Raw genomic sequence first — 19,764 nt, 5'->3', positions numbered from 1 at the left:
GGCATAAAGAGAGTCAATTTATGAATTATCATCAGTATCATCCTATCGACGTCGTCAATGGGCCCGGTACACGTTGCACTCTCTTTGTGTCAGGCTGTGTTCATCAATGCCGCGGGTGTTATAACCAAGCGACTTGGTCGTTACACTCTGGGCATTTATTTACCGATGAATTGGAAGAGCGGATCATCGCTGACCTCAATGATACTCGAATAAAGAGACGAGGACTGTCGTTGTCTGGTGGGGACCCTTTACACCCAGCTAATGTCAGTCGAGTATTGCAACTGGTAGAGCGAGTAAGACGAGAGTGCCCTAATAAAGACATTTGGCTTTGGAGTGGCTATTTGCTCAAAGAGCTTACTCAAGATCAACAACGAGTCATCGATCTTGTCGATGTGCTCATTGATGGCAAATATGAAAAGTCACTTGCCGATCCGGAATTAGAATGGCGGGGCAGTTCTAATCAAGTTATTCATCGATTCAAACAGTTTTAAATACTTCAAAGGAGCTATGTGCTCCCTTAATTTTTACAGTTTGAAGTTTCCTAACATATAACAAAACTATTTCAAATTGTTTAATCTAATGCTAACGTGAAGCCACTACTTGAATTTCAAAGGGTTGTGACTTTCATGTTCTCTCAATTACCCGAGCCAGTGCTCGATCCAATTCTTTCCTTATCCGTTGCTTTTAGAAATGATTCCCGTGCCGATAAAGTTGATTTAGGCATCGGGGTCTATCGTAATAGTGATGGGCAAACTCCTATTATGAAAGCCATCGCTGAGGCTCAACGTATTGTGACATCAGAACAACAAACGAAGGCGTATGTTGGTCTTGCTGGATGTGAAGAGTTTAACCAAAGTATTGCTAAAGTCGTTTTCGGTGAAACGCCAATTTACGATCGTTTGTCGGTGATTCAGACGCCCGGAGCAAGTGGCGGCCTACGTATGTTAGGGGATCTCATGAATGTCGCTCAACCTGGAACGACGGTATGGTTATCAAATCCAAGCTATGTTAATCACAAACCCGTCATGGAAGCGGCCGGTTTACAAGTAAAGTATTACCGATATTTTGATCCTGTGAGCAAACAAGTCGACAGAGATGCCATGCTGTCGGATATTGCGCAAGCAGGGCAAGGTGACGTGGTATTACTTCATGGGTGTTGTCACAATCCAACCGGCGCCGATATCTTGTTTGAGGATTGGAAAACCATTACATCGCTGAGTATCAAAAATGGTTTTGTGCCGTTTGTGGATGTCGCTTATCAAGGCTTTGGTGACGGTCTAGAGCAAGATGCGTACGGACTCCGCTATATGGCTGAAAATGTGGAAGAAATGCTGCTTACAACCTCATGCTCTAAGAATTTTGGTTTATACCGTGAGCGTACTGGCGCAGCGATAGTCATTGGTAAAAATGCAACGGAAGCTGCCAACGCAAAAGGCAAACTACTTACGTTGGCGCGAGCCACCTACACAATGCCACCAGATCATGGGGCCGCGTTGGTGAAAACGATTTTGGCAGATGAATATCTAACCCACATGTGGTCACTTGAGTTATCTGAAATGCAACAGCGTCTCGTTGCGCTGCGTGATGGTCTTTGTAAAGAATTGAAAAATACTCATTCATCTGACCGATTTGACTTTATCATGTCTCACAAAGGCATGTTTACTGTGCTAGGATTTACACCAGAGCAAATGCAACGTCTACGTAACGACTTTGCTATTTATGGTGTGGATGACGGGCGCATCAATATCGCAGGCTTATCTGAATCTCAATTGCCATACGTAGCGAACGCATTGATTGCCGTCAGTCAATAGCAGATGAGCAACATAGCGAATCTGAGAAATAGAACGAATAAAGGTGAATGAATGAAACCGTGGAAAGTGATTTTACCACTGATGTTAAGTGGTGGCTTGGTAGCTTGTAGTACTACGCCAACTGAGCCAGTAACTCCACCACAAGTTGAGCAGCCAAAGCAAGAAACTGAAGCTGTAAAACCAGAGAAAGAAACTGAGAAGAGCGCGACAGAAGCAACCAAGAAAGAAAGCGACCCTCAGCCAGCTAAACCAGAAAAAGAAACGAAACCGGCAAAGAAACCCGAAGTTAAGCCAGAAAAACCAGCCGTTAAACCTGCACCTGTTAAAACGGAAGAAGGGAAGTTGATTCTAGGCGAACAAGAGTATGTCCGTTTAGTTGATATGAAACTAACCACGAAGGCACGCATCGATACCGGTGCAACCACATCGTCTCTGAGTGCCGTTGACATTGTTCCGTTTGAGCGTGATGGTAAAGACTGGGTGAAGTTTAAAATCAAGCATAAAGGTGTCGAGTCAAAAGAGATGAGTATGCCTGTGGAACGTTGGGTTAAAGTAAAACAGGCAAGTTCGGAAGAGAGTGATAAACGTCCAGTGATTGTCTCCGTTATTAAAATTGGCGACATGACCAGTAAAACGGAGTTTACCCTTGCTGATCGCACCCATCTTAAATATCCGGTGCTATTAGGACGTAGCTTTTTTAGAGACGTAGCGTTGGTGGATGTTGGTCGCAAATACGTACAACCAAAACCAAGTAGCAAATAATAAAAAAGGCTTTCCCCATGGAAAGCCTTTTTTAACTTCATTACCTTAATTAAAAGTTGAATGCCACTGACATCTCAACTTGGTTTCCATAGATACCGTTATCAAAGATAGCCGCACCTAGAGAAAGTGCTTCTGTTGAATGGAATCTAGCCCCAATTTTCCAGATAAATTTGGTGTCACCACCACTATTAAGCATACCGATTCGAGCATCGCCCTCTACATTCTGAAGGAACCAAATACGAGAGCCAATATTAAATTCAGAACCAAAGTCAGTATTCCACTTATCATGATCTTTGGTTTTTATGTTGTGGACTAATAACTGACCGTAAACATCAGCGAATTGACCAGCAGGGCCATTGAATCCGATACCACCAGCTAAATCCCAATCCCCTTCGAAACGGCTATCACCGCGAACAATAAAGTGAGTATTCTGCGTAAAGAAGGTCGTAAATTCAGCACCGAAAGTACCTGGATCAGCACCCAAGCGTACTTGAAAGGCGTTATAGTTAAAATTGTTAGCGTGAACCAACGTAGGGGCGGTGACTGCCATCGTTAAAAGGGCGGTACGACTTGCTTTACCTAGCATGAGAACTCCATGATGAATTGATTTCGGCATAGTAGCTATAAACGAATCAGTCTAGTATATAGAAAAATGGTCTGCAAGATACAGACCATTTTGTACTAAGTCGAACTTTTCTTTACATTATTTGAATATGGTCAACTTCAATTTCTGGCGTTTGACCACCCTCATATTCACCGAATATTCTTACTTTTGTTTTGTTATTAATCGGCGTGTTTAATCGTGCATCGTCCATGTCGACTTGAATTTCTGCTTTACCATCACTAAAGATAAATTTGTCATCGCGAACTTGGCGGATTAAATAACCATCAACGATAACGTTCTTTTCAGTAAACATACTGGTGTCAGCCAATAACTCATTCACAGAGGTGGTTTCAACCGGACCGGTATAAACAACGCCAGGAGTTTTTGAGTCATGATGTCTGCCGTCTTTGGCTAACACAAGTGTAGGAGCAAGGATTAATGCAGCGGCTAGAGCTAATACAGTCTTTTTCATAATTTTGATTCCTTTTAAGGTGTCTGTTCAGTTGACGAGAGCTATTAAACTCCAAGTAAACTTAACCGTTACTGAGCGCCATATTCATATTCCATTCACTGAAGGTTTTTCAGGGTGGAGGTTAGGAACAAAAGACAAAAAAAGGTAAACTAACCAAAGACTTCATCATTATATGGGAACATATGCGTCGCACTTCACAAGCTTTAATGGTCCAAGGCACTACTTCTGATGCAGGTAAAAGTGTTTTGGTGGCAGGGTTATGCCGGGTATTAGCACGTAAGGGGATCAATGTTGCCCCCTTTAAGCCACAAAATATGGCCTTAAATAGTGCGGTCACCAAAGATGGTGGTGAAATAGGTAGAGCACAAGCCGTTCAGGCACAAGCGGCGAGAGTGGAGCCTAGCGTCGATATGAATCCGGTACTGATTAAGCCTAACTCAGATACCGGAGCACAGATCATTATCCAAGGCAGAGCATTTGCAAACATGGACGCCGTCGGCTTTCATGATTTTAAAAAATTAGCGATGCCGTATGTCTTAGACTCGTTCTCTAAACTGACGCAACGTTATGACGCTGTGATGATAGAGGGAGCCGGCAGTCCAGCAGAAATCAATTTAAGAGCCAATGATATTGCCAATATGGGCTTTGCAGAGGAAGCCGACGTTCCTGTTATTATTGTTGCTGATATTGATCGTGGTGGAGTTTTTGCTCATTTGTATGGAACGTTAGCGCTATTGTCTCAAAGTGAGCAGAGCCGAGTGGTTGGTTTTGTTATCAATCGATTTCGTGGTGATATTTCTTTGCTTGAACCTGGACTTGACTGGTTAGAACAGAAAACGGGAAAACCAGTGTTCGGCGTGATTCCTTTCATTCATGGCCTTAATATTGAAGCTGAAGACGCGATAACCGTTCAACACGTTACGTCTCAAACCACTAAGCTTAATGTTGTTGTACCTGTGTTACCGCGCATCAGTAATCACACAGATTTCGATGCCTTAAGATTGCATCCGGATGTTAATTTTAGGTATGTAGGTAAAGATGAGCGAATAGACAATGCCGATTTGATCATTCTACCTGGTACAAAATCGGTTAGAGATGATCTTAATTACCTGCGACAGCAGGGCTGGGATAAAGACATTTATCGCCACTTAAGATTTGGTGGCAAGGTCATGGGCATTTGTGGCGGCTTTCAGATGCTAGGGCAGCATATTGCTGATCCGTTAGGCATCGAGGGAGAAGCAGGCACCAGTAAAGGGTTAGGTTTGCTTGATGTTAGTACTGAGCTTCAGCCGGAAAAACAGCTCACTAATGTATCTGGCGTGCTTACACTTAATCACAAGCAAGCAAAGGTTACGGGTTATGAGATACATGCAGGGCAATCTCAAGTGTCTTGTCAACCTCTTATAGAACTTGAACAAGGAACTAAAGATGGTGCTATTAGTGAGGATAATCAAGTAATTGGTACGTACCTTCATGGCATACTGGATACAGCTGAATGTGTCTCTTTGTTGGTGCACTGGGTAAATGGCGAATCAATCGCAGATTATTCTATCAAGGATGAAAAAGAACGTGCGTTGGACACTATTGCCGATGCCATTGAACATCACCTTGATCTTCAACAATTATGGCCAGACTTAGGGTTTTCTAACAAATGAAAAAGTTATTAGCACTATTTCTTGTTACGCTGTCACCTATTGCATGGGCGGCGTCGCTTAACATTTACGCTGCCTCATCCATGACTAATGCTGTTGATGAACTTGCCAATGAATTTACTAAAAAAACGGGTGTACAAGTCGTGAGGGTATATGGCGGTTCATCATCGATGGCACGGCACATTTATCAAGGTGCGCCCGCTGATGTGTTTATATCAGCCAACGTAAAATGGGTAGATTATTTGGTCGAGAACGGCGTTGTTGATAAGAACAATGTCTCTAATATTGCGCGGAATCAACTCGTGTTGATTAAGAACAACAAGGTAGAAGACAAACCATTTAAACTCAACGCAAAGGAAAGTTGGACACAGTGGCTTGATGATAACCGTTTAGCTATCGGTGCCGTCTCATCCGTTCCTGCGGGCATTTACGCTAAACAATCGCTTGAATCGCTGGGTGTCTGGTCTTCTGTGAAAACACATCTCGCACCGGTCAATAATGTTCGTCAAGTCTTAGCTTTGGTTGAACGTAATGAAGCGCCGCTAGGAATTGTTTATCGAACCGATGCATTGGCAAGCCAAGATGTCGATATTATTGAGGCATTTCCTGAGTCAACGCATGATCCTATAATCTATCCATTGGTTAAGTTAACGCAGCGGGAAGAAGTCAACATGTTTGCTGAATTTGTACATTCACAATCAGGGCAAAGCGTGCTCGCTAAATTTGGTTTTTTACCTTCAAACGGCAGTTAACATGCTAACTGATTATGAAATACAAGCTGTACAGCTAAGTCTCAAAGTTGCTGCTGTGGCAATCGTCTGGTTAATTCCTATCGGTATCTTTTTTGCTTGGCTCCTGAGTAAGAAAGAATTTCCAGGAAAAAGTGTTCTAGACAGTTTGATCCATCTTCCTTTGGTGCTTCCTCCGGTGGTTATTGGTTATCTGTTGCTTCTTTCGATGGGCAAACAGGGTGTCATCGGTAAGTGGGTGTATGAGTTAACTGGCATTACCTTTAGCTTCAGTTGGCGTGGTGCCGCCTTAGCTTGCATTATCGTCTCTCTCCCCTTGATGGTTCGTTCTATTCGACTTTCTATGGATAGTGTTGACCAAAAGCTTGAACAAGCTGCTCGCACTTTGGGCGCATCACAGTTAAAGGTATTTTTTACTATTACACTACCATTAGTTATTCCGGGGGTGATCAGTGGAACGATGCTTTCTTTTGCTCGCAGCCTAGGTGAATTTGGCGCCACGATTAGCTTTGTTTCCAACATTCCTGGGGAGACACAAACGATTCCCCTCGCGATGTATAACTTTCTCGAAACACCGGGGGCAGAAGACGCCGCGATGCGTTTATGTATTATCTCAATTGTTATTTCGTTGGCGTCGTTGTATTTTGCTGAAGGGTTAAATAGGTGGATGAGTAAACGGCTAGGGGTAACAAAATGAACCCAATTATTATTGATGTTACCAAAGCATTTACCGATCGAACGTTTCATTTGAAAACACAAATACCTTCAAGAGGTATTACCGCTATATTTGGGCGTTCTGGCGCCGGCAAGACAACATTGATCAATTTGGTGAGCGGTCTAGTCACTCCAGATTCCGGACGCATCGAAGTTACACAACGTGTATTGTTTGATTCTGCATCCAAGCTCAACTTGCCGATAGAAAAACGCAAAGTCGGCTATGTTTTTCAAGATGCTAGATTGTTCCCTCATATGACAGTAAGGCGCAATTTGTGTTACGGCGTCACTCATCCCGATACTGATTACTTCGACGAAATCGTAGAGCTTTTGGCGATTGGGGACTTATTAACGCGGTATCCTAGTCGCTTGTCGGGTGGTGAGAAACAAAGAGTAGCGATAGGTCGGGCATTACTCAGTAAACCGCAGATCTTACTAATGGATGAGCCCTTGGCGTCATTAGATATTTCCCGTAAACGGGAACTCATGCCATTTTTGGAAAAGCTCTCTCATTCTATTGATATTCCGATTCTTTACGTGACGCATAGCCTAAGTGAGATTCTTCGCTTAGCGCAGCACTTGGTTGTTGTTGAAGATGGAACAATTGTTGAAAGCGACATAATAGAAAACGTCTGGAGCTCTTCAATTATGCGTTCATGGCAGTCGTTCTCAGATAGGAGTTCATTGTTTAAAGGTGAAATCTTAGAGCAAAATAATTATTACGGCCTTACTAAGGTTGCACTGAGTGAACATCACTATTTATGGGTTCAACACACTCAAGGTGTTATCGGAGAACACGTGAGGTTACGTGTAAGAGCCAATGATGTATCCATTGCTTTAGAGCGTCCGAGCAAAACGTCTATCCGTAATATTCTCTCTTGTACCGTACAAGCCATCAATCTTGGTGGTAAAGGAATTAATCGGCAGAGTGTAGAAGTGATTCTTATGTTGACGAGTCAGCAGAAACTACTCGCGACCGTAACCCAGTGGGCAATCGATGATCTTGCGTTAGAAGTCGGTCAAAAAGTGTATGCACAGATCAAAGGTGTGAGTGTGTCACAAAAAGATGTGGCCATTGAGCCCCAAGTATAAAAAAAGGTCGCGACTGAGCGACCTTTTTATTGAAGAGTCGCTGACTATTTCTTAAATACGTCTTTGAAATCACGCTTTAGAATGGCATCTCTGCGCGCTTTTTTGATTTGTTTAACCATATCTCGGATACAGTTGCTTAATACTTTATCAAGCAATTGAGCGCGATAATCTTCTTTTTCTTCGTCACTCATATCTGCTGGAAAGTCCATGGTAGTGAACTCTTCCATGGTACCAACGCCTGCAAATGCTTGACTCACAGAAATTAAGGCATGGAATTGCTCAAAGTTATCTAGGATATTCTGTGCACTGGCAGGTAATGTGTCCCAAGCTTCACGCACTGCTTCTTCTGTCACTTCGTGAATAGAGACTACCATGTTATGCAATTCTTCAGGAACGTCATCAAATGTAATTACTTGACGCAATTCTGGGGAAATCAATTCTAGGTCAACTTTTGTTGCTTCGTTGTTTTGTGTCTCAGACATACTACTATCTCAGTGTTGATAATTGCGCTTATCCTAGGAGAAGCGATACAAAAGTCAATAATAATCGATGTTGTTGTAAAAATCCTCCCGTTATTAGACAAATCGACTTAGTCTATATCTTAAAGCCGCGATTAAAGTGGGCCTAAGTGAATGTTAGCCTAGTACCCATATTTCGATCCAGCGATGGGATATTTAAACTATTACATACCAATTTTCGATATCGAAGTGGTTAGGTGACGTTGTCACTCGGCGTGTCCAACTTGATTCCCTTAGTTAGGGTGTCAAGACAATTAATGAATTGTATGAATGTGCTGACAAACTGTTGTATCACGAGAAGATAAGTGATCGAAATAGATTTGTTTGACAAATTGAAGCCGATATCATTAGTACGACGTCGTAAAACTAACGTATGCTTAGCCCTGTAGGCTCCTCATTTTAACTGAGGAGTTTTTTATGTTTTCGAATTATCCTCGTAATAATCGTCTAACTTACAAACTAATACTCACACTTATAGGGTGTGGCGCTATTATTTAAATATATCGATTGAATTGGTAAAGCTGTGTCAAAGGCTCGTTTTGTTTTTTTGTTATGTTCCACGGCTGTGTCTACACACAGCATAGCCGAGCCTGAATTTCGTGATTTGTTTGAACAAGATTTTGCAGCCGCAATCATCCTTACTGATAGCGATGCATTAACGCTAGGGTTTACAGATTTTGATCCAAGCTCTGTGCTTAACATCGATAACGATAATATTGGATCTCAAGAGGCGCTTGATAAGCGTAAAAACATAGCGGTATCTGCACTGCCACTAACGTTTGAACTCAATGATGACGATGCTTTTCAGCAAAGAGTGACGTTAAGGTTTTCAGCATTACGTATTGAAGATCAAATCTTAGATGTACCAGATCGCCATACTAAATATGTCTTGGGTGCTTTTACTGGTTACGAGCAAGAGATAAAGTTCTCTGACCATTGGGCCTTCGAGACAGGCATCGGCGCACATCTTCAGTATTTGCACAGTGACTATGACTTTAGATCACCGACCTCGAAATATTTCCAATCTTACTTTGATGGGAAAATAGTCAACACATCGGTCTGGGCGGCCAGTTTTCAACCTAAAGTCGGTTTCAACTATCACGAAGATAAACCGTGGGGTGAGTTGAAATTTAAGTCCACATTCAATTACTTTTCCGGTATTGGTTGGGGTAAGGCGAATGACGGTGATGTGGGCACACCAGAAGGATGGTATTGGTCTAATGAAGCCAAGCTATTTTACGATGTGACGGATTGGGGACGTTCAGTGCAAACCATTTATACCAGTATTAGGCGTGTTGATATTGGTGGAGACACACTTGGTATGCTCGGATCTCCTCATTACTACGAAGGCACCATCGGGTGGTTAATGACACCGCCATTCCAAATACAGTTTGTAGATAATATAGGAATAGGGCTGAGTATTAATTATGGAAGTGATTTGAAAGGCGGTAGCATTGTGCTGTTTTTCAATCAAGACTGACGATAAGGTCCTGACTAACGGGCGCATTGAACTTGATTGCGCCCTTTTTCTTTCGCGGTATATAGCGCTTTATCGGCTTTTTTGAGCACTTCTTCAGGTTTTTTTGTAGTCTTGCTGTCTGCTGCACCAATACTCACAGTAATGCTCACAGTAGAACCTTGACTATTTGCACCGCGCTGCTTTGCGCCTTTTTTGTTGTCATTTGGTCGCTGGGCATTATTTCTAATGACCATCTCGTAATCGGCTATTTTTTCTCTTAATTCATCGAGATAGACTTTACTGTCTTTGGCCGTTTTGCCTTTAAATAAAATGGTAAACTCTTCGCCGCCATAGCGATATACGCGGGCATTCCCACCCACGGACAACATCCTTGAAGCCACTAGTTTCAGTACATCGTCCCCAGTGTCGTGACCATAGGTGTCATTGAATTTTTTAAAATGGTCAACATCTAGCATGGCGATAGTGAATTTTCTTCCTAAATGCTTCATATCCATCTCTAGAGCTCGACGCCCAGGAATATTTGTTAGTCGATCATTAAATGCCATCTGGTGACTGGCCGAAATAACGTAAATAATGACTAAAATGCCGGCTAAAGAAAATAACGTACTCGACATATGTGGTACATGAAAGAAAATAAAAGTACTGCTTGAAAGTAGAATACTAGTATAAATAACTGCGTCGATAGGTCGGTTATAATTGAGAAGAAAGATGCCAGTCGCGCCAGTCACTGCAAAGCTATAAAGAACCAAAACTAACGGTAAGCGCGAGACTTCAGGAATAGCTAACAGTAAGTCGTTGTCAAAATGGTTAAATCCGCCGTTGTCAAAATGACTTAAAATCAAATAACTCCATAGTAAGAAACTCACAACGATGGCCGAAAAAATGTACATTCCCTTGTTTAAAACACCGGTGTCGGGAAACAAAAAGGCTAAGCAGCACGCTACGGGAAGCAATAAGCTTAATAGGGAGAGTTCTAAGAGTGTTGTGCCTGTTGACAATGGAGTTTGCAATCTTACTTGTATTACCGCGTAGGCGAGCAGCATAGATAAGGCGACCATCGCGATACGAGACTGTTTAAAACTATGGCTTAACGCAAAGGCGGTACCAAACAAGATATAAGGAAGATTAGTGACGAAACCTGAGTTAGCTTGTGTTGCGGCGATGATGTGGTTTAACCCTGCTAGGATACCCACAATCATTATAATAGGAATAAACAGCCGGAACAGGTTTGAGCTAGCAAAGGATGGCGACATTACTGGTATGACTCAGAAACTTCATTAAAGACTATAGTTCAACACCTTAGGATACGGTAATTTGATGGTTTGCCAAGTAATTTGTTAATGAGACGTTCAAAACTCACACCGTTTTCGCAAACTCAACAAAAACTTTCGTGCTTGTTTAATCTCAATATAAAACCCAACGCCTTATCAAAGCGGAAAACAGACTGGATAAATTGCCAACAAGATTCACTTTCCTAATTCAAGATGTTGACCGATGGAAGCAAACCCTACAACATGGAGAGATCGGTCTTACAAGAGGAAAAAACGTGGGATTCTTCTCTAAATTATTTGGTGGTTCGAAAAGTACCGAACCTAAAGTGGTGGAGCCTGTGGAGTACAAGGGCTTTTTGATCTATCAAGAGGCGCTGGCTGAAGGTGGTCAGTATCGAGTCGCAGGCAGAATAACGAAACAATATGGCGAGGAGCTTAAAGAACATCGTTTCATTCGCTCTGATGTTGTTGGCTCAGAATCTGATTCTAACGAATTGATGTTAAAGAAAGCACAAATGTTCATTGATCAGATGGGAGACAACATTTTCTAAAGCTACAGCACGTCAATTTATCCACATCAATTGATGAAGATTTATGCTGGCAAGACCAGTTTTAGTTATTTGATTTAATTGATGTTGGTCATCTGTTTGCAGTAATTATTATCATAATATGACCTACCTACACGAAATTCCTCTTTAAAAGCGTATTATATTACTGGTATGACCTTCTTAATAAGGTTTTCGTGTGGTTTTTTTACTAAAGATAACTGTTTAAAAGTCATTACGTTCAGTTATATGTAATGAAATATTGATTTTTTATTACAAATTGCTTGATGTTGTGCACTTCGTTGGTTAAAAAAGAACAATACTTCTGCCAATAGTTAAGGAATAGCTATGCAAATTGGTGTGCCAAAAGAAATTCTCGCGGGAGAAACGCGAGTCGCTGCGACGCCCAAGTCGGTTGAGCAGTTACTAAAGTTGGGGTTTGATGTCTCGATTGAGCCTCAAGCAGGTCTGTTAGCGAGTTTCGATGACTCAGCGTACGAAGCAGCTGGAGCGACCATTACTTCATCGAAAGAGGTTTGGGAAGCGGACTTGGTACTGAAAGTCAATGCCCCTACTGATGAGGAAATAGCGCTGCTTAAAGACGGTGCGAGCCTAGTCAGCTTTGTATGGCCAGCTCAGAATCCAGAATTAATGGAAAAGCTTTCTAGCAAGAACATTAATGTTATGGCTATGGACGCTGTACCACGAATCTCGCGCGCGCAAGCATTGGATGCGCTCAGTTCTATGGCAAATATTGCGGGCTATAGAGCAGTTGTCGAAGCGGCACACGAATTCGGTCGTTTCTTTACCGGTCAAATTACCGCGGCAGGTAAGGTGCCTCCTGCAAAAGTATTTGTCGCTGGTGCGGGTGTGGCAGGTCTGGCCGCGATAGGTGCGGCGGGGAGTCTTGGTGCGATTGTACGCTCGTTTGACGTTAGACCAGAGGTAAAAGAACAAGTCGAGTCGATGGGCGCTGAATTCTTGGAAGTGGACTACCAAGAAAACTCGGGGTCTGGTGACGGCTACGCGAAAGAAATGTCCGATGAATTCAACAAGAAAGCCGCTGAACTCTATATGCAGCAGGCGAAAGACGTTGATATTATTATTACCACAGCGCTCATTCCGGGAAGACCCGCTCCAAAACTTGTCACTAAGGAAATGGTTGATGCGATGAAGCCGGGCAGCGTTATCGTTGATCTCGCAGCGGCCAATGGTGGTAACTGTGAATACACTGTCGCGGATCAAGTCGTCATGACCGAAAATGGCGTGAAAGTGATTGGCTATACCGATATGGTAGGCCGTCTTCCGACTCAATCTTCTCAGCTTTATGCCACAAACCTTGTCAATCTTCTAAAACTGCTTTGTAAAGAAAAAGACGGTAACATTAACATCGATTTTGAAGATGTCGTGCTGCGTGGCGTTACTGTTGTTAAAGAAGGTGAGGTCACCTGGCCGGCACCACCTATTCAAGTATCGGCACAGCCTGCACCAGCAAAAGCTGAAGTGAAGAAACCTGCGGAAAAAGTTGAAGAACCAACATCTCCGGTGAAAAAACTTGTGGGTTTGGTCGCCGCTGTTGGCGTATTTGGTTGGGTTGCCTCTGTAGCGCCTGCTGCATTCTTGTCTCATTTTACTGTATTCGTTTTGGCGTGTGTCGTTGGCTATTATGTGGTCTGGAACGTAACACATGCACTGCATACACCATTAATGTCTGTAACGAACGCGATCTCAGGGATTATCGTCGTTGGTGCTCTGTTGCAAATTGGTCAAGGAAGTGGCGTTGTCACGTTTTTATCCTTTATTGCCGTTTTGATCGCGAGTATCAATATCTTTGGTGGTTTTACCGTTACCAAGCGTATGCTTGAAATGTTCCGTAAAGATAAATAGGAGGCAACATGTCTGCAGGATTAGTACAGGCAGCATACATTGTTGCTGCATTATTTTTCATTATGAGTTTGGCTGGTCTTTCCAAACAAACTTCAGCTCGTTCAGGCAATTATTATGGCATTGCTGGTATGGCAATCGCGCTTATTGCAACTATCTTCAGTCCTGATGCGCAAGGTTTCGGTTGGGTGATCGTTGCAATGGCTATTGGTGGTGCTATTGGTATTTTCTATGCTCGAAAAGTAGAAATGACCGAAATGCCAGAACTTGTGGCAATCCTTCACAGTTTTGTTGGTTTGGCGGCGGTTCTAGTCGGCTACAACAGTTACATTGATCCACCGGCAATTGCTAATGTCGCGATGCTTTCTGCATCTGAAGTTCATGCTCATCACGTTATCCACATGGTGGAAGTGTTCTTAGGTGTGTTCATTGGTGCGGTGACGTTTACTGGTTCGATTGTTGCATTCGGTAAGCTTCGCGGTGTTATCTCTTCTTCACCACTTAATATTCCACACAAACATAAGTTGAACTTAGCCGCGATCGTGGTATCGACCTTGCTGATGATTTACTTTGTGAAAGCTGATGGCAGCATGTTCGCTCTGATTGTTATGACGCTTATTGCTTTTGCATTCGGCTATCACCTAGTGGCATCAATCGGTGGGGCTGATATGCCAGTTGTGGTTTCAATGCTTAACTCATACTCTGGTTGGGCAGCGGCAGCAGCAGGCTTCATGTTAGCGAACGATCTTCTTATCGTGACAGGTGCCTTGGTGGGTTCCTCGGGTGCGATACTTTCTTACATCATGTGTAAAGCGATGAACCGTTCATTTGTTAGTGTGATCGCTGGCGGCTTTGGTCAAGAGGTCGTTATTTCAAGTGATGAAGAACAAGGCGAACACCGTGAAGCGTCGGCAGAAGAAGTGGCTGAAATGCTCAAAAACAGCAAATCAGTTATCATCACTCCAGGATATGGAATGGCGGTTGCTCAAGCGCAATACCCGGTACATGAAATTACTGAAAAGCTACGTGCTCAAGGTGTTGAAGTGCGCTTCGGTATTCACCCTGTTGCAGGTCGCTTACCAGGCCACATGAACGTTCTACTTGCTGAAGCTAAAGTGCCGTATGATATCGTTCTTGAGATGGACGAAATTAATGACGACTTTAGTGATACGGATACCGTTTTGGTGATTGGCGCTAATGATACAGTAAACCCTGCGGCACTGGAGGATCCAAATAGCCCGATCGCTGGTATGCCAGTTCTCGAAGTTTGGAAAGCGCAGAATGTTATTGTATTCAAGCGTTCGATGAATACAGGATATGCTGGTGTACAAAACCCGCTGTTCTTTAAAGAAAATACCTTTATGCTATTTGGTGATGCGAAAGATAGTGTCGACGCTATCTCAAAAGCACTATAAAACGTATTTATTTAATAGAAAGCCAGCTGATGCTGGCTTTTTTATTTTTGAAACCTCGACGTGAATTTTTCTTAGAATTGACCAAATAATTGCGTGCACTTGGCGTGAATCTTGCGGATAATACTTACATTAGTCTTTTTTATGTTATTGACCAGACAAGAATATTCGTTTGAAGAAATTAGCGCGCCCATTGCTTACAATCGCATCTATTGTTCTAGCTCCTTTTGCTTTTGCGGAGTCGCTTCCCGAACGTATAGATAACTTCGTCAGTTTTTTCGATTTCGAGCAAGCGACGGCTTCATACGATGTACGAGTTATTCAAGCCGATTATCCGACACAGCTTCTCACACCGACCTCAATGCTGCCTCAAACCAGCAAGTATCCGCTAAAGGAAGTTCAGCAACTTTATCATTTAGCAGAGAAATGCAGTGGCGCACTGCCTCTCAGTCCATTGATCACTGAACCTTTGGTATTTACTAGAGCAATGTGTGGAGGACGTAAACTATCGACCAAATGGTTTGCTAGAAGCGGGTTGATTCACCCTGGTGGGGGAACTTATGCGGCTAGATACATCACTGAGTATCCAGATAAAAAACAAGAATTGCAGAAGTTTATGCATATTAAAGAAAGAGAACTAGCGCCTCCAGGTTCTCTTTTAGGTCGATTACAAGTGATGGATGAGCAAACCGTGATATCTCTTATAAGAGGTTCATCAATGTTTGTGGAGAATGAAGAGCTATGGTTGAGAAGAGGCGATATCTATTACTTGTTTCCGTCAAACATATGGACATCAAAAGCGAAAGAAGCGGGGCTGAATTTTAAACTTGCATCCCAGACCAACACTTGTTTTGTGCAAAGAGGAAACTTATGTTGGGAAGTGGAAGATCACTCGGATGTGTTACGAATCAGTATGATCAGTTTGATCATCGCCAATATACTTTTGGTGATAGGCTGGGCGATCTACCGTTGGAATACCAAACGCCAAGAAATGAAAAGTCGAATGTTGGTACTCCAAATCCTAACTCACGAACTACGTACACCTATTGCTAGCTTATCCTTAACGGTTGAAGGATTTAGACGTGAATTTGAGCACTTGCCAGAAACTGTATATGATGAGTTCAGGAGACTATGCGAAGATACGCGGCGATTACGTCAATTAGCGGAAGCAAGTAAGGATTATCTGCAGTCTGACAACAAGCCTTTGTCGACTGAATGGTTACCTTCGGTACAAGATTGGCTAAGTTTCAAAGCCGAAGAAGAATTCGAAGCTGACGTGAATTTGACTATTAATCAGGACGTAGCCGCTAAAATTAACATATATTGGTTGGGAACTTGTATTGATAACCTAATACGTAACGCGATCAAATACGGCGTTGCACCAGTGAGTTTGAACGTTGTGACTTCGTCAAATTCACTCAAAATCGAAGTCATCGACAATGGACAATTAACTTCAAAGGATTGGCGTGAGCTTAGAAAGCCATTTGTAAGTAAGGCGGGCTTAGGCCTAGGTCTTACTATAGTAGAATCTATGGTTGGTCGAATGGGCGGTAAGATGTACCTAGTTGGACCACCAACAACATTTATTTTGGAGATACCTTGTGAAACAGACACTGCTACTTGTTGAAGATGACAAGAATCTAGCTGACGGCCTTTTGGTAAGTTTAGAACTGGCTGGTTATAACTGCCTTCACGCTGAATTTATCTCTCAGGTTGAACAACACTGGGAAGAAGCAGACTTGGTAATTCTCGACAGACAACTTCCGGATGGTGACTCTGTAGAGCACCTAGCTGGTTGGAAGAAAATTAAAGATGTTCCCGTTATCTTGCTGACAGCACTAGTGACTGTAAAAGACAAAGTGACCGGTTTAGACGCTGGGGCGAATGACTATTTAACCAAACCATTTGCAGAAGCAGAACTCTTTGCACGTATCCGTGCACAGCTTCGTGCACCGGAGGCAGACTCAGAAGATGCAACAAAAGTCGTCACTGATAGTTTAGTGATCGATAAAGCGACTCGTGAAGTTAACTACAAAGGTGAGTTAATTACGCTTACTCGCACTGAATTTGACCTATTACTATTTTTGGCGAGTAACTTGGGACGCGTATTTACACGCGATGAATTACTTGACCATGTTTGGGGTTATAACCATTTCCCAACGACACGAACTGTTGATACTCATGTGCTACAACTTAGACAAAAACTGCCTGGGTTGGAAATCGAAACGCTACGTGGTGTTGGCTACAAAATGAAAGGCTAATGTCAAGAAAATCCAAACTCTTAGCGCTAGCATTCCTTACGGCATCAACGACAGTTGGTGCCGATTGGTTTGAAAACAATACTACAATTACTCAAGCGCATCGACACCTCCTTAATCGCGATTTGGAATCGATGTTCCAATCATTGGTAGAGGAGTGGCAGCAGCAACCAACCAAAAGCATAAAAAACCATATCAATAGGTTATTTTTGCAGTCGTTGGAAGTTGATTGCGGTAAAGGCTATTCCTCTCAACCTCTACCAGAATGGATAGATTCTGTTGTAGTGAGACAACAGTCGATTCAAAGCCCAGGCAGAGATACTTATTTATCTGCTATCGAAATAGAATCAAAACGGGTCATTTCGGAGATCAGTCTCAAAAAGTGGGTTGATCGCAGAGTCTCCAATGACAGTGAGTTTTATGTTAACCCTATAGGTGACGCTGTAACAGAAAAAGCGGCTTATGGTATTCGTTATAACCTGTCATCTCCTTTAGATGTAGGGCTGTATCGTCTTGATGTTCGGTTGTTAGATGGAGAAACGTGGAGTCAGTGGTTGATCTTTAACGACCAGTCGCTAAAACAAACCGTTCGTTGGTCAGCTAAGGATGAATGGCGAATAGAAAAAAATGCGCTTCTGAATCCATATTGTCCACTGCCAAGACTTGAGGTAGGACTCTACGACTACATCGATGGCAAATACACGCAAGTTTGGGGTAAAGAATATGAATCTGATTACCCAACAAGTCTTGAAGCCAATAATGTCACACCTGATCGTTATGTTTTGGCGGTTTCGATGAAGCAAAGTCGTTGGCAAGGGCCAATATTGTTTGAAAGGTCGCAAATCATCAGTAAAACCTTCGATGTTTCAGCTGACGAATAACACACAAATAAGATTTCCTATTGAAATCACTAAAGAATCTTAAAGTAACGCCGTTAATAAATGCATAAAGGATTAACGGCGTTACTTTTCAATGAAAACTCAATTAAAAACACTTTCTGTTCTTACTATTTTGGCTTCAATGTCATCTGAAGCGTCAACATTAGCTATTGATGCACGAGGCGATGCCATGGGAGGAACAGGGGTCGTATCAGCTTCGTATCTTACGGCACCATTTTATAATCCAGCGCTTGTGGCGATCTATCGTCGTAACGACGACGCCGGGATGTTGATCCCCAGCTTAGGGCTAAATTACAACGACGAAGATAAAATGTTAGACAAAGTTGATAACGTCATTAGTAATCCAAGTAGTACTGCATTAAATGAATTAAATGGAACGCAGGCGAAAGTTGACTTTGGTGGCGCGCTCGCGTTTGGTCTACCTAATCGATATATCGCAGCAAACGTTTTTGGCAAGGCTTATGTTGAAAATGTTGCTACACCGGAGATTGATAAAACTGGCAGCAATGATGCAGAACGAGCTGCACGATCAGCGGTTAAAACAGCGTCGGTTGCAGTGACAGAGATTGGTATTTCTTTCGCTAAATATCAAACGTTATTCGGACAACACTTTTCATTTGGTGTGTCGCCAAAAATTCAAAGAACGTATACCTATACTTCCTTAAGCTCCCTAAATGATTTCAGCCTGAATAACATCAGAGAAAATTCTCAAGGTGACACGGCATTTAATATCGATGCAGGAGCTTTATGGTTCCACGGCCCATTTCGAGCAGGCTTTTCTGCCAAGAACATCTTGTCTAGAAACATTCAAACTGCACGTGGCACGAAGAACATAGGCGGAAAAGATATTCAATATGGGTATGAATATCAGTTATCACCACTCTATACCGCTGGTGTTGGTTTTATTGCTGACTACTTTCAATTCTCGGTTGATTACGATCTAAATACGGAGAAGAAATTTAGCAGTTTCGATGACGATACTAGAATGTTGAGAGCTGGTGTTGAAGTGGATCTGGCAAGACAGGTCCAACTTAGGGGAGGGTATATGAAAAATATGGCGCGAGATTCTGAAGGCACCCTCACTGCGGGTATTGGTTTACGCCCGCTCAACATTATCGAAATGGATATTGCGGCAAGTTATACCTCACCCCAAGCTATGGGAGCTTCAATCAATTTTATTGCGACTTATTAACGTTAATTTTCTTGCCAGCGATTGCAAATAGTCTATAGTCCTCACATTAGTTAATGTCCAAATTAGTGGGAGGACGACATGTTCGATGATTTATCCCTTAGCCATGAAGAGCAACAAGCAGCCGTTGAGAGAATTCAAGAATTGATGAAGCAGGGGATTAGCACCGCTCAAGCAATAAAAATTATTGCTCAAGAGATCCGAGAAGAAAAAGCCGAAGCGAGCAACCCCCTGTGTCAGGGTAGTTGTCGCCCTTAATCCTCAATAAAAGTAAAACAGGGAGCGGTAAGTTTAATTAAGTGAAGCGTTATTCAGAAGAGCATAAGAAAGCAACTATTCGCAGGTTTGTTGAAAGTGGTTTATCCTTGCGGGAGTTTGCAGATAATGAAGGTATGCATATCTCTACTCTGCACGATTGGAAGAATAAGTATTTAGAAGTAGCCCCATCAATG

General features: G+C 42.6%; 21 protein-coding genes. 17 read left to right on the top strand and 4 right to left on the bottom strand.

The genetic code is table 11. The annotated features are described in order from the left end of the window. The first annotated feature begins 20 nt into the window (after positions 1 to 20). The 3 genes from nrdG (at position 21) to VTH8203_RS13245 (ending at position 2,573) form a co-directional block, all read left to right on the top strand. Positions 21 to 491, top strand: a complete 471-nt coding sequence (gene nrdG, locus VTH8203_RS13255) for an anaerobic ribonucleoside-triphosphate reductase-activating protein (protein ID WP_096994106.1) — start codon at positions 21 to 23, stop codon at positions 489 to 491. 135 nt (positions 492 to 626) lie between these two features. Further along, positions 627 to 1,811: an amino acid aminotransferase gene (locus VTH8203_RS13250; protein ID WP_096994105.1), complete on the top strand. Its 1,185-nt coding sequence runs from the start codon at positions 627 to 629 to the stop codon at positions 1,809 to 1,811. Positions 1,812 to 1,862: 51 nt separating this feature from the next. Continuing rightward, positions 1,863 to 2,573: a putative ATP-dependent zinc protease gene (locus VTH8203_RS13245; RefSeq protein WP_096994104.1), complete on the top strand. Its 711-nt coding sequence runs from the start codon at positions 1,863 to 1,865 to the stop codon at positions 2,571 to 2,573. Positions 2,574 to 2,622: 49 nt separating this feature from the next. Here VTH8203_RS13245 and VTH8203_RS13240 read toward each other — a convergent pair whose 3' ends face one another. Together VTH8203_RS13240 and VTH8203_RS13235 are read right to left on the bottom strand one after the other, a co-directional pair. Beyond that, complete coding sequence (locus VTH8203_RS13240; protein ID WP_096994103.1) at positions 2,623 to 3,159, bottom strand: hypothetical protein; 537 nt, start codon at positions 3,157 to 3,159, stop codon at positions 2,623 to 2,625. Between the two features lie 112 nt (positions 3,160 to 3,271). After that, positions 3,272 to 3,649: a YgiW/YdeI family stress tolerance OB fold protein gene (locus VTH8203_RS13235; RefSeq protein WP_096994102.1), complete on the bottom strand. Its 378-nt coding sequence runs from the start codon at positions 3,647 to 3,649 to the stop codon at positions 3,272 to 3,274. A 182-nt stretch (positions 3,650 to 3,831) separates the two neighbouring features. Here VTH8203_RS13235 and VTH8203_RS13230 point away from each other — a divergent pair, with 182 nt between their 5' ends. Genes VTH8203_RS13230 through modC form a run of 4 tightly spaced genes read left to right on the top strand, consistent with a single transcriptional unit; the run spans position 3,832 to position 7,856 of the window. Continuing rightward, positions 3,832 to 5,304, top strand: a complete 1,473-nt coding sequence (locus VTH8203_RS13230) for a cobyric acid synthase (RefSeq protein WP_096994101.1) — start codon at positions 3,832 to 3,834, stop codon at positions 5,302 to 5,304. Beyond that, positions 5,301 to 6,053, top strand: a complete 753-nt coding sequence (gene modA / locus VTH8203_RS13225; RefSeq protein ID WP_096994100.1) for a molybdate ABC transporter substrate-binding protein — start codon at positions 5,301 to 5,303, stop codon at positions 6,051 to 6,053. The genes VTH8203_RS13230 and modA overlap by 4 nt, the downstream gene beginning before the upstream one ends. 1 nt (position 6,054) lies before the next feature. After that, the gene (gene modB / locus VTH8203_RS13220; protein ID WP_096994099.1) at positions 6,055 to 6,747 is read left to right on the top strand and encodes a molybdate ABC transporter permease subunit; all 693 of its coding nucleotides are present in this window, start codon (positions 6,055 to 6,057) and stop codon (positions 6,745 to 6,747) included. Continuing rightward, positions 6,744 to 7,856, top strand: coding sequence for a molybdenum ABC transporter ATP-binding protein ModC (gene modC / locus VTH8203_RS13215; protein ID WP_096994098.1), 1,113 nt, complete (start codon positions 6,744 to 6,746; stop codon positions 7,854 to 7,856). The genes modB and modC overlap by 4 nt, the downstream gene beginning before the upstream one ends. A 44-nt stretch (positions 7,857 to 7,900) precedes the next feature. On the opposite strand, the gene VTH8203_RS13210 is transcribed toward modC, so the two are convergent. Further along, positions 7,901 to 8,338: a DUF3069 domain-containing protein gene (locus tag VTH8203_RS13210; protein ID WP_096994097.1), complete on the bottom strand. Its 438-nt coding sequence runs from the start codon at positions 8,336 to 8,338 to the stop codon at positions 7,901 to 7,903. A 601-nt stretch (positions 8,339 to 8,939) separates the two neighbouring features. Between VTH8203_RS13210 and VTH8203_RS13205 the strand changes: the two genes are divergently transcribed. Next, on the top strand, positions 8,940 to 9,854 hold the full coding sequence (locus tag VTH8203_RS13205; RefSeq protein ID WP_244181212.1) for a Solitary outer membrane autotransporter beta-barrel domain: 915 nt from the start codon (positions 8,940 to 8,942) through the stop codon (positions 9,852 to 9,854). A 14-nt stretch (positions 9,855 to 9,868) separates the two neighbouring features. Here the strand turns inward: VTH8203_RS13205 and VTH8203_RS13200 are convergent, their stop codons facing one another. Then, positions 9,869 to 11,107 (bottom strand): GGDEF domain-containing protein, encoded by a 1,239-nt coding sequence (locus VTH8203_RS13200; protein ID WP_096994095.1) that lies wholly within the window; start codon positions 11,105 to 11,107, stop codon positions 9,869 to 9,871. A gap of 293 nt (positions 11,108 to 11,400) precedes the next feature. Between VTH8203_RS13200 and VTH8203_RS13195 the strand changes: the two genes are divergently transcribed. The 9 genes from VTH8203_RS13195 to VTH8203_RS25510 all read left to right on the top strand — a co-directional run. Further along, positions 11,401 to 11,676, top strand: a complete 276-nt coding sequence (locus VTH8203_RS13195; protein ID WP_096994094.1) for an HlyU family transcriptional regulator — start codon at positions 11,401 to 11,403, stop codon at positions 11,674 to 11,676. A 342-nt stretch (positions 11,677 to 12,018) separates the two neighbouring features. Next, positions 12,019 to 13,557 carry a Re/Si-specific NAD(P)(+) transhydrogenase subunit alpha gene (locus VTH8203_RS13190; RefSeq protein WP_096994093.1) on the top strand — a complete coding sequence of 513 codons (1,539 nt, stop codon included), beginning with the start codon at positions 12,019 to 12,021 and terminating at the stop codon, positions 13,555 to 13,557. Positions 13,558 to 13,565: 8 nt separating this feature from the next. Next, positions 13,566 to 14,969, top strand: a complete 1,404-nt coding sequence (gene pntB, locus VTH8203_RS13185; protein ID WP_096994092.1) for a Re/Si-specific NAD(P)(+) transhydrogenase subunit beta — start codon at positions 13,566 to 13,568, stop codon at positions 14,967 to 14,969. A 169-nt stretch (positions 14,970 to 15,138) separates the two neighbouring features. Then, on the top strand, positions 15,139 to 16,593 hold the full coding sequence (vxrA, locus tag VTH8203_RS13180) for a sensor histidine kinase VxrA (protein WP_096994091.1): 1,455 nt from the start codon (positions 15,139 to 15,141) through the stop codon (positions 16,591 to 16,593). Further along, positions 16,568 to 17,227, top strand: a complete 660-nt coding sequence (gene vxrB / locus VTH8203_RS13175) for a response regulator transcription factor VxrB (RefSeq protein ID WP_096994090.1) — start codon at positions 16,568 to 16,570, stop codon at positions 17,225 to 17,227. Before vxrA ends, vxrB begins: the two co-directional genes overlap by 26 nt. Continuing rightward, positions 17,227 to 18,105 (top strand): DUF2861 family protein, encoded by an 879-nt coding sequence (locus VTH8203_RS13170; protein WP_096994089.1) that lies wholly within the window; start codon positions 17,227 to 17,229, stop codon positions 18,103 to 18,105. The genes vxrB and VTH8203_RS13170 overlap by 1 nt, the downstream gene beginning before the upstream one ends. Before the next feature lie 91 nt (positions 18,106 to 18,196). Further along, positions 18,197 to 19,315 carry a conjugal transfer protein TraF gene (locus VTH8203_RS13165; RefSeq protein WP_096994088.1) on the top strand — a complete coding sequence of 373 codons (1,119 nt, stop codon included), beginning with the start codon at positions 18,197 to 18,199 and terminating at the stop codon, positions 19,313 to 19,315. Positions 19,316 to 19,393: 78 nt separating this feature from the next. Then, entirely contained in the window at positions 19,394 to 19,570 is a 177-nt protein-coding gene (locus VTH8203_RS13160; RefSeq protein WP_096994087.1) for a YoaH family protein, read from the top strand. A 41-nt stretch (positions 19,571 to 19,611) separates the two neighbouring features. Next, a partial coding sequence (locus tag VTH8203_RS25510; protein ID WP_158296140.1) for a transposase occupies positions 19,612 to 19,764 on the top strand: 153 nt, incomplete at its 3' end.

The organism is Vibrio thalassae, assembly GCF_900089835.1.
In the GTDB taxonomy this organism is placed as follows: domain Bacteria; phylum Pseudomonadota; class Gammaproteobacteria; order Enterobacterales; family Vibrionaceae; genus Vibrio; species Vibrio thalassae.
This window is presented reverse-complemented; position numbering and strand designations above follow the sequence as displayed.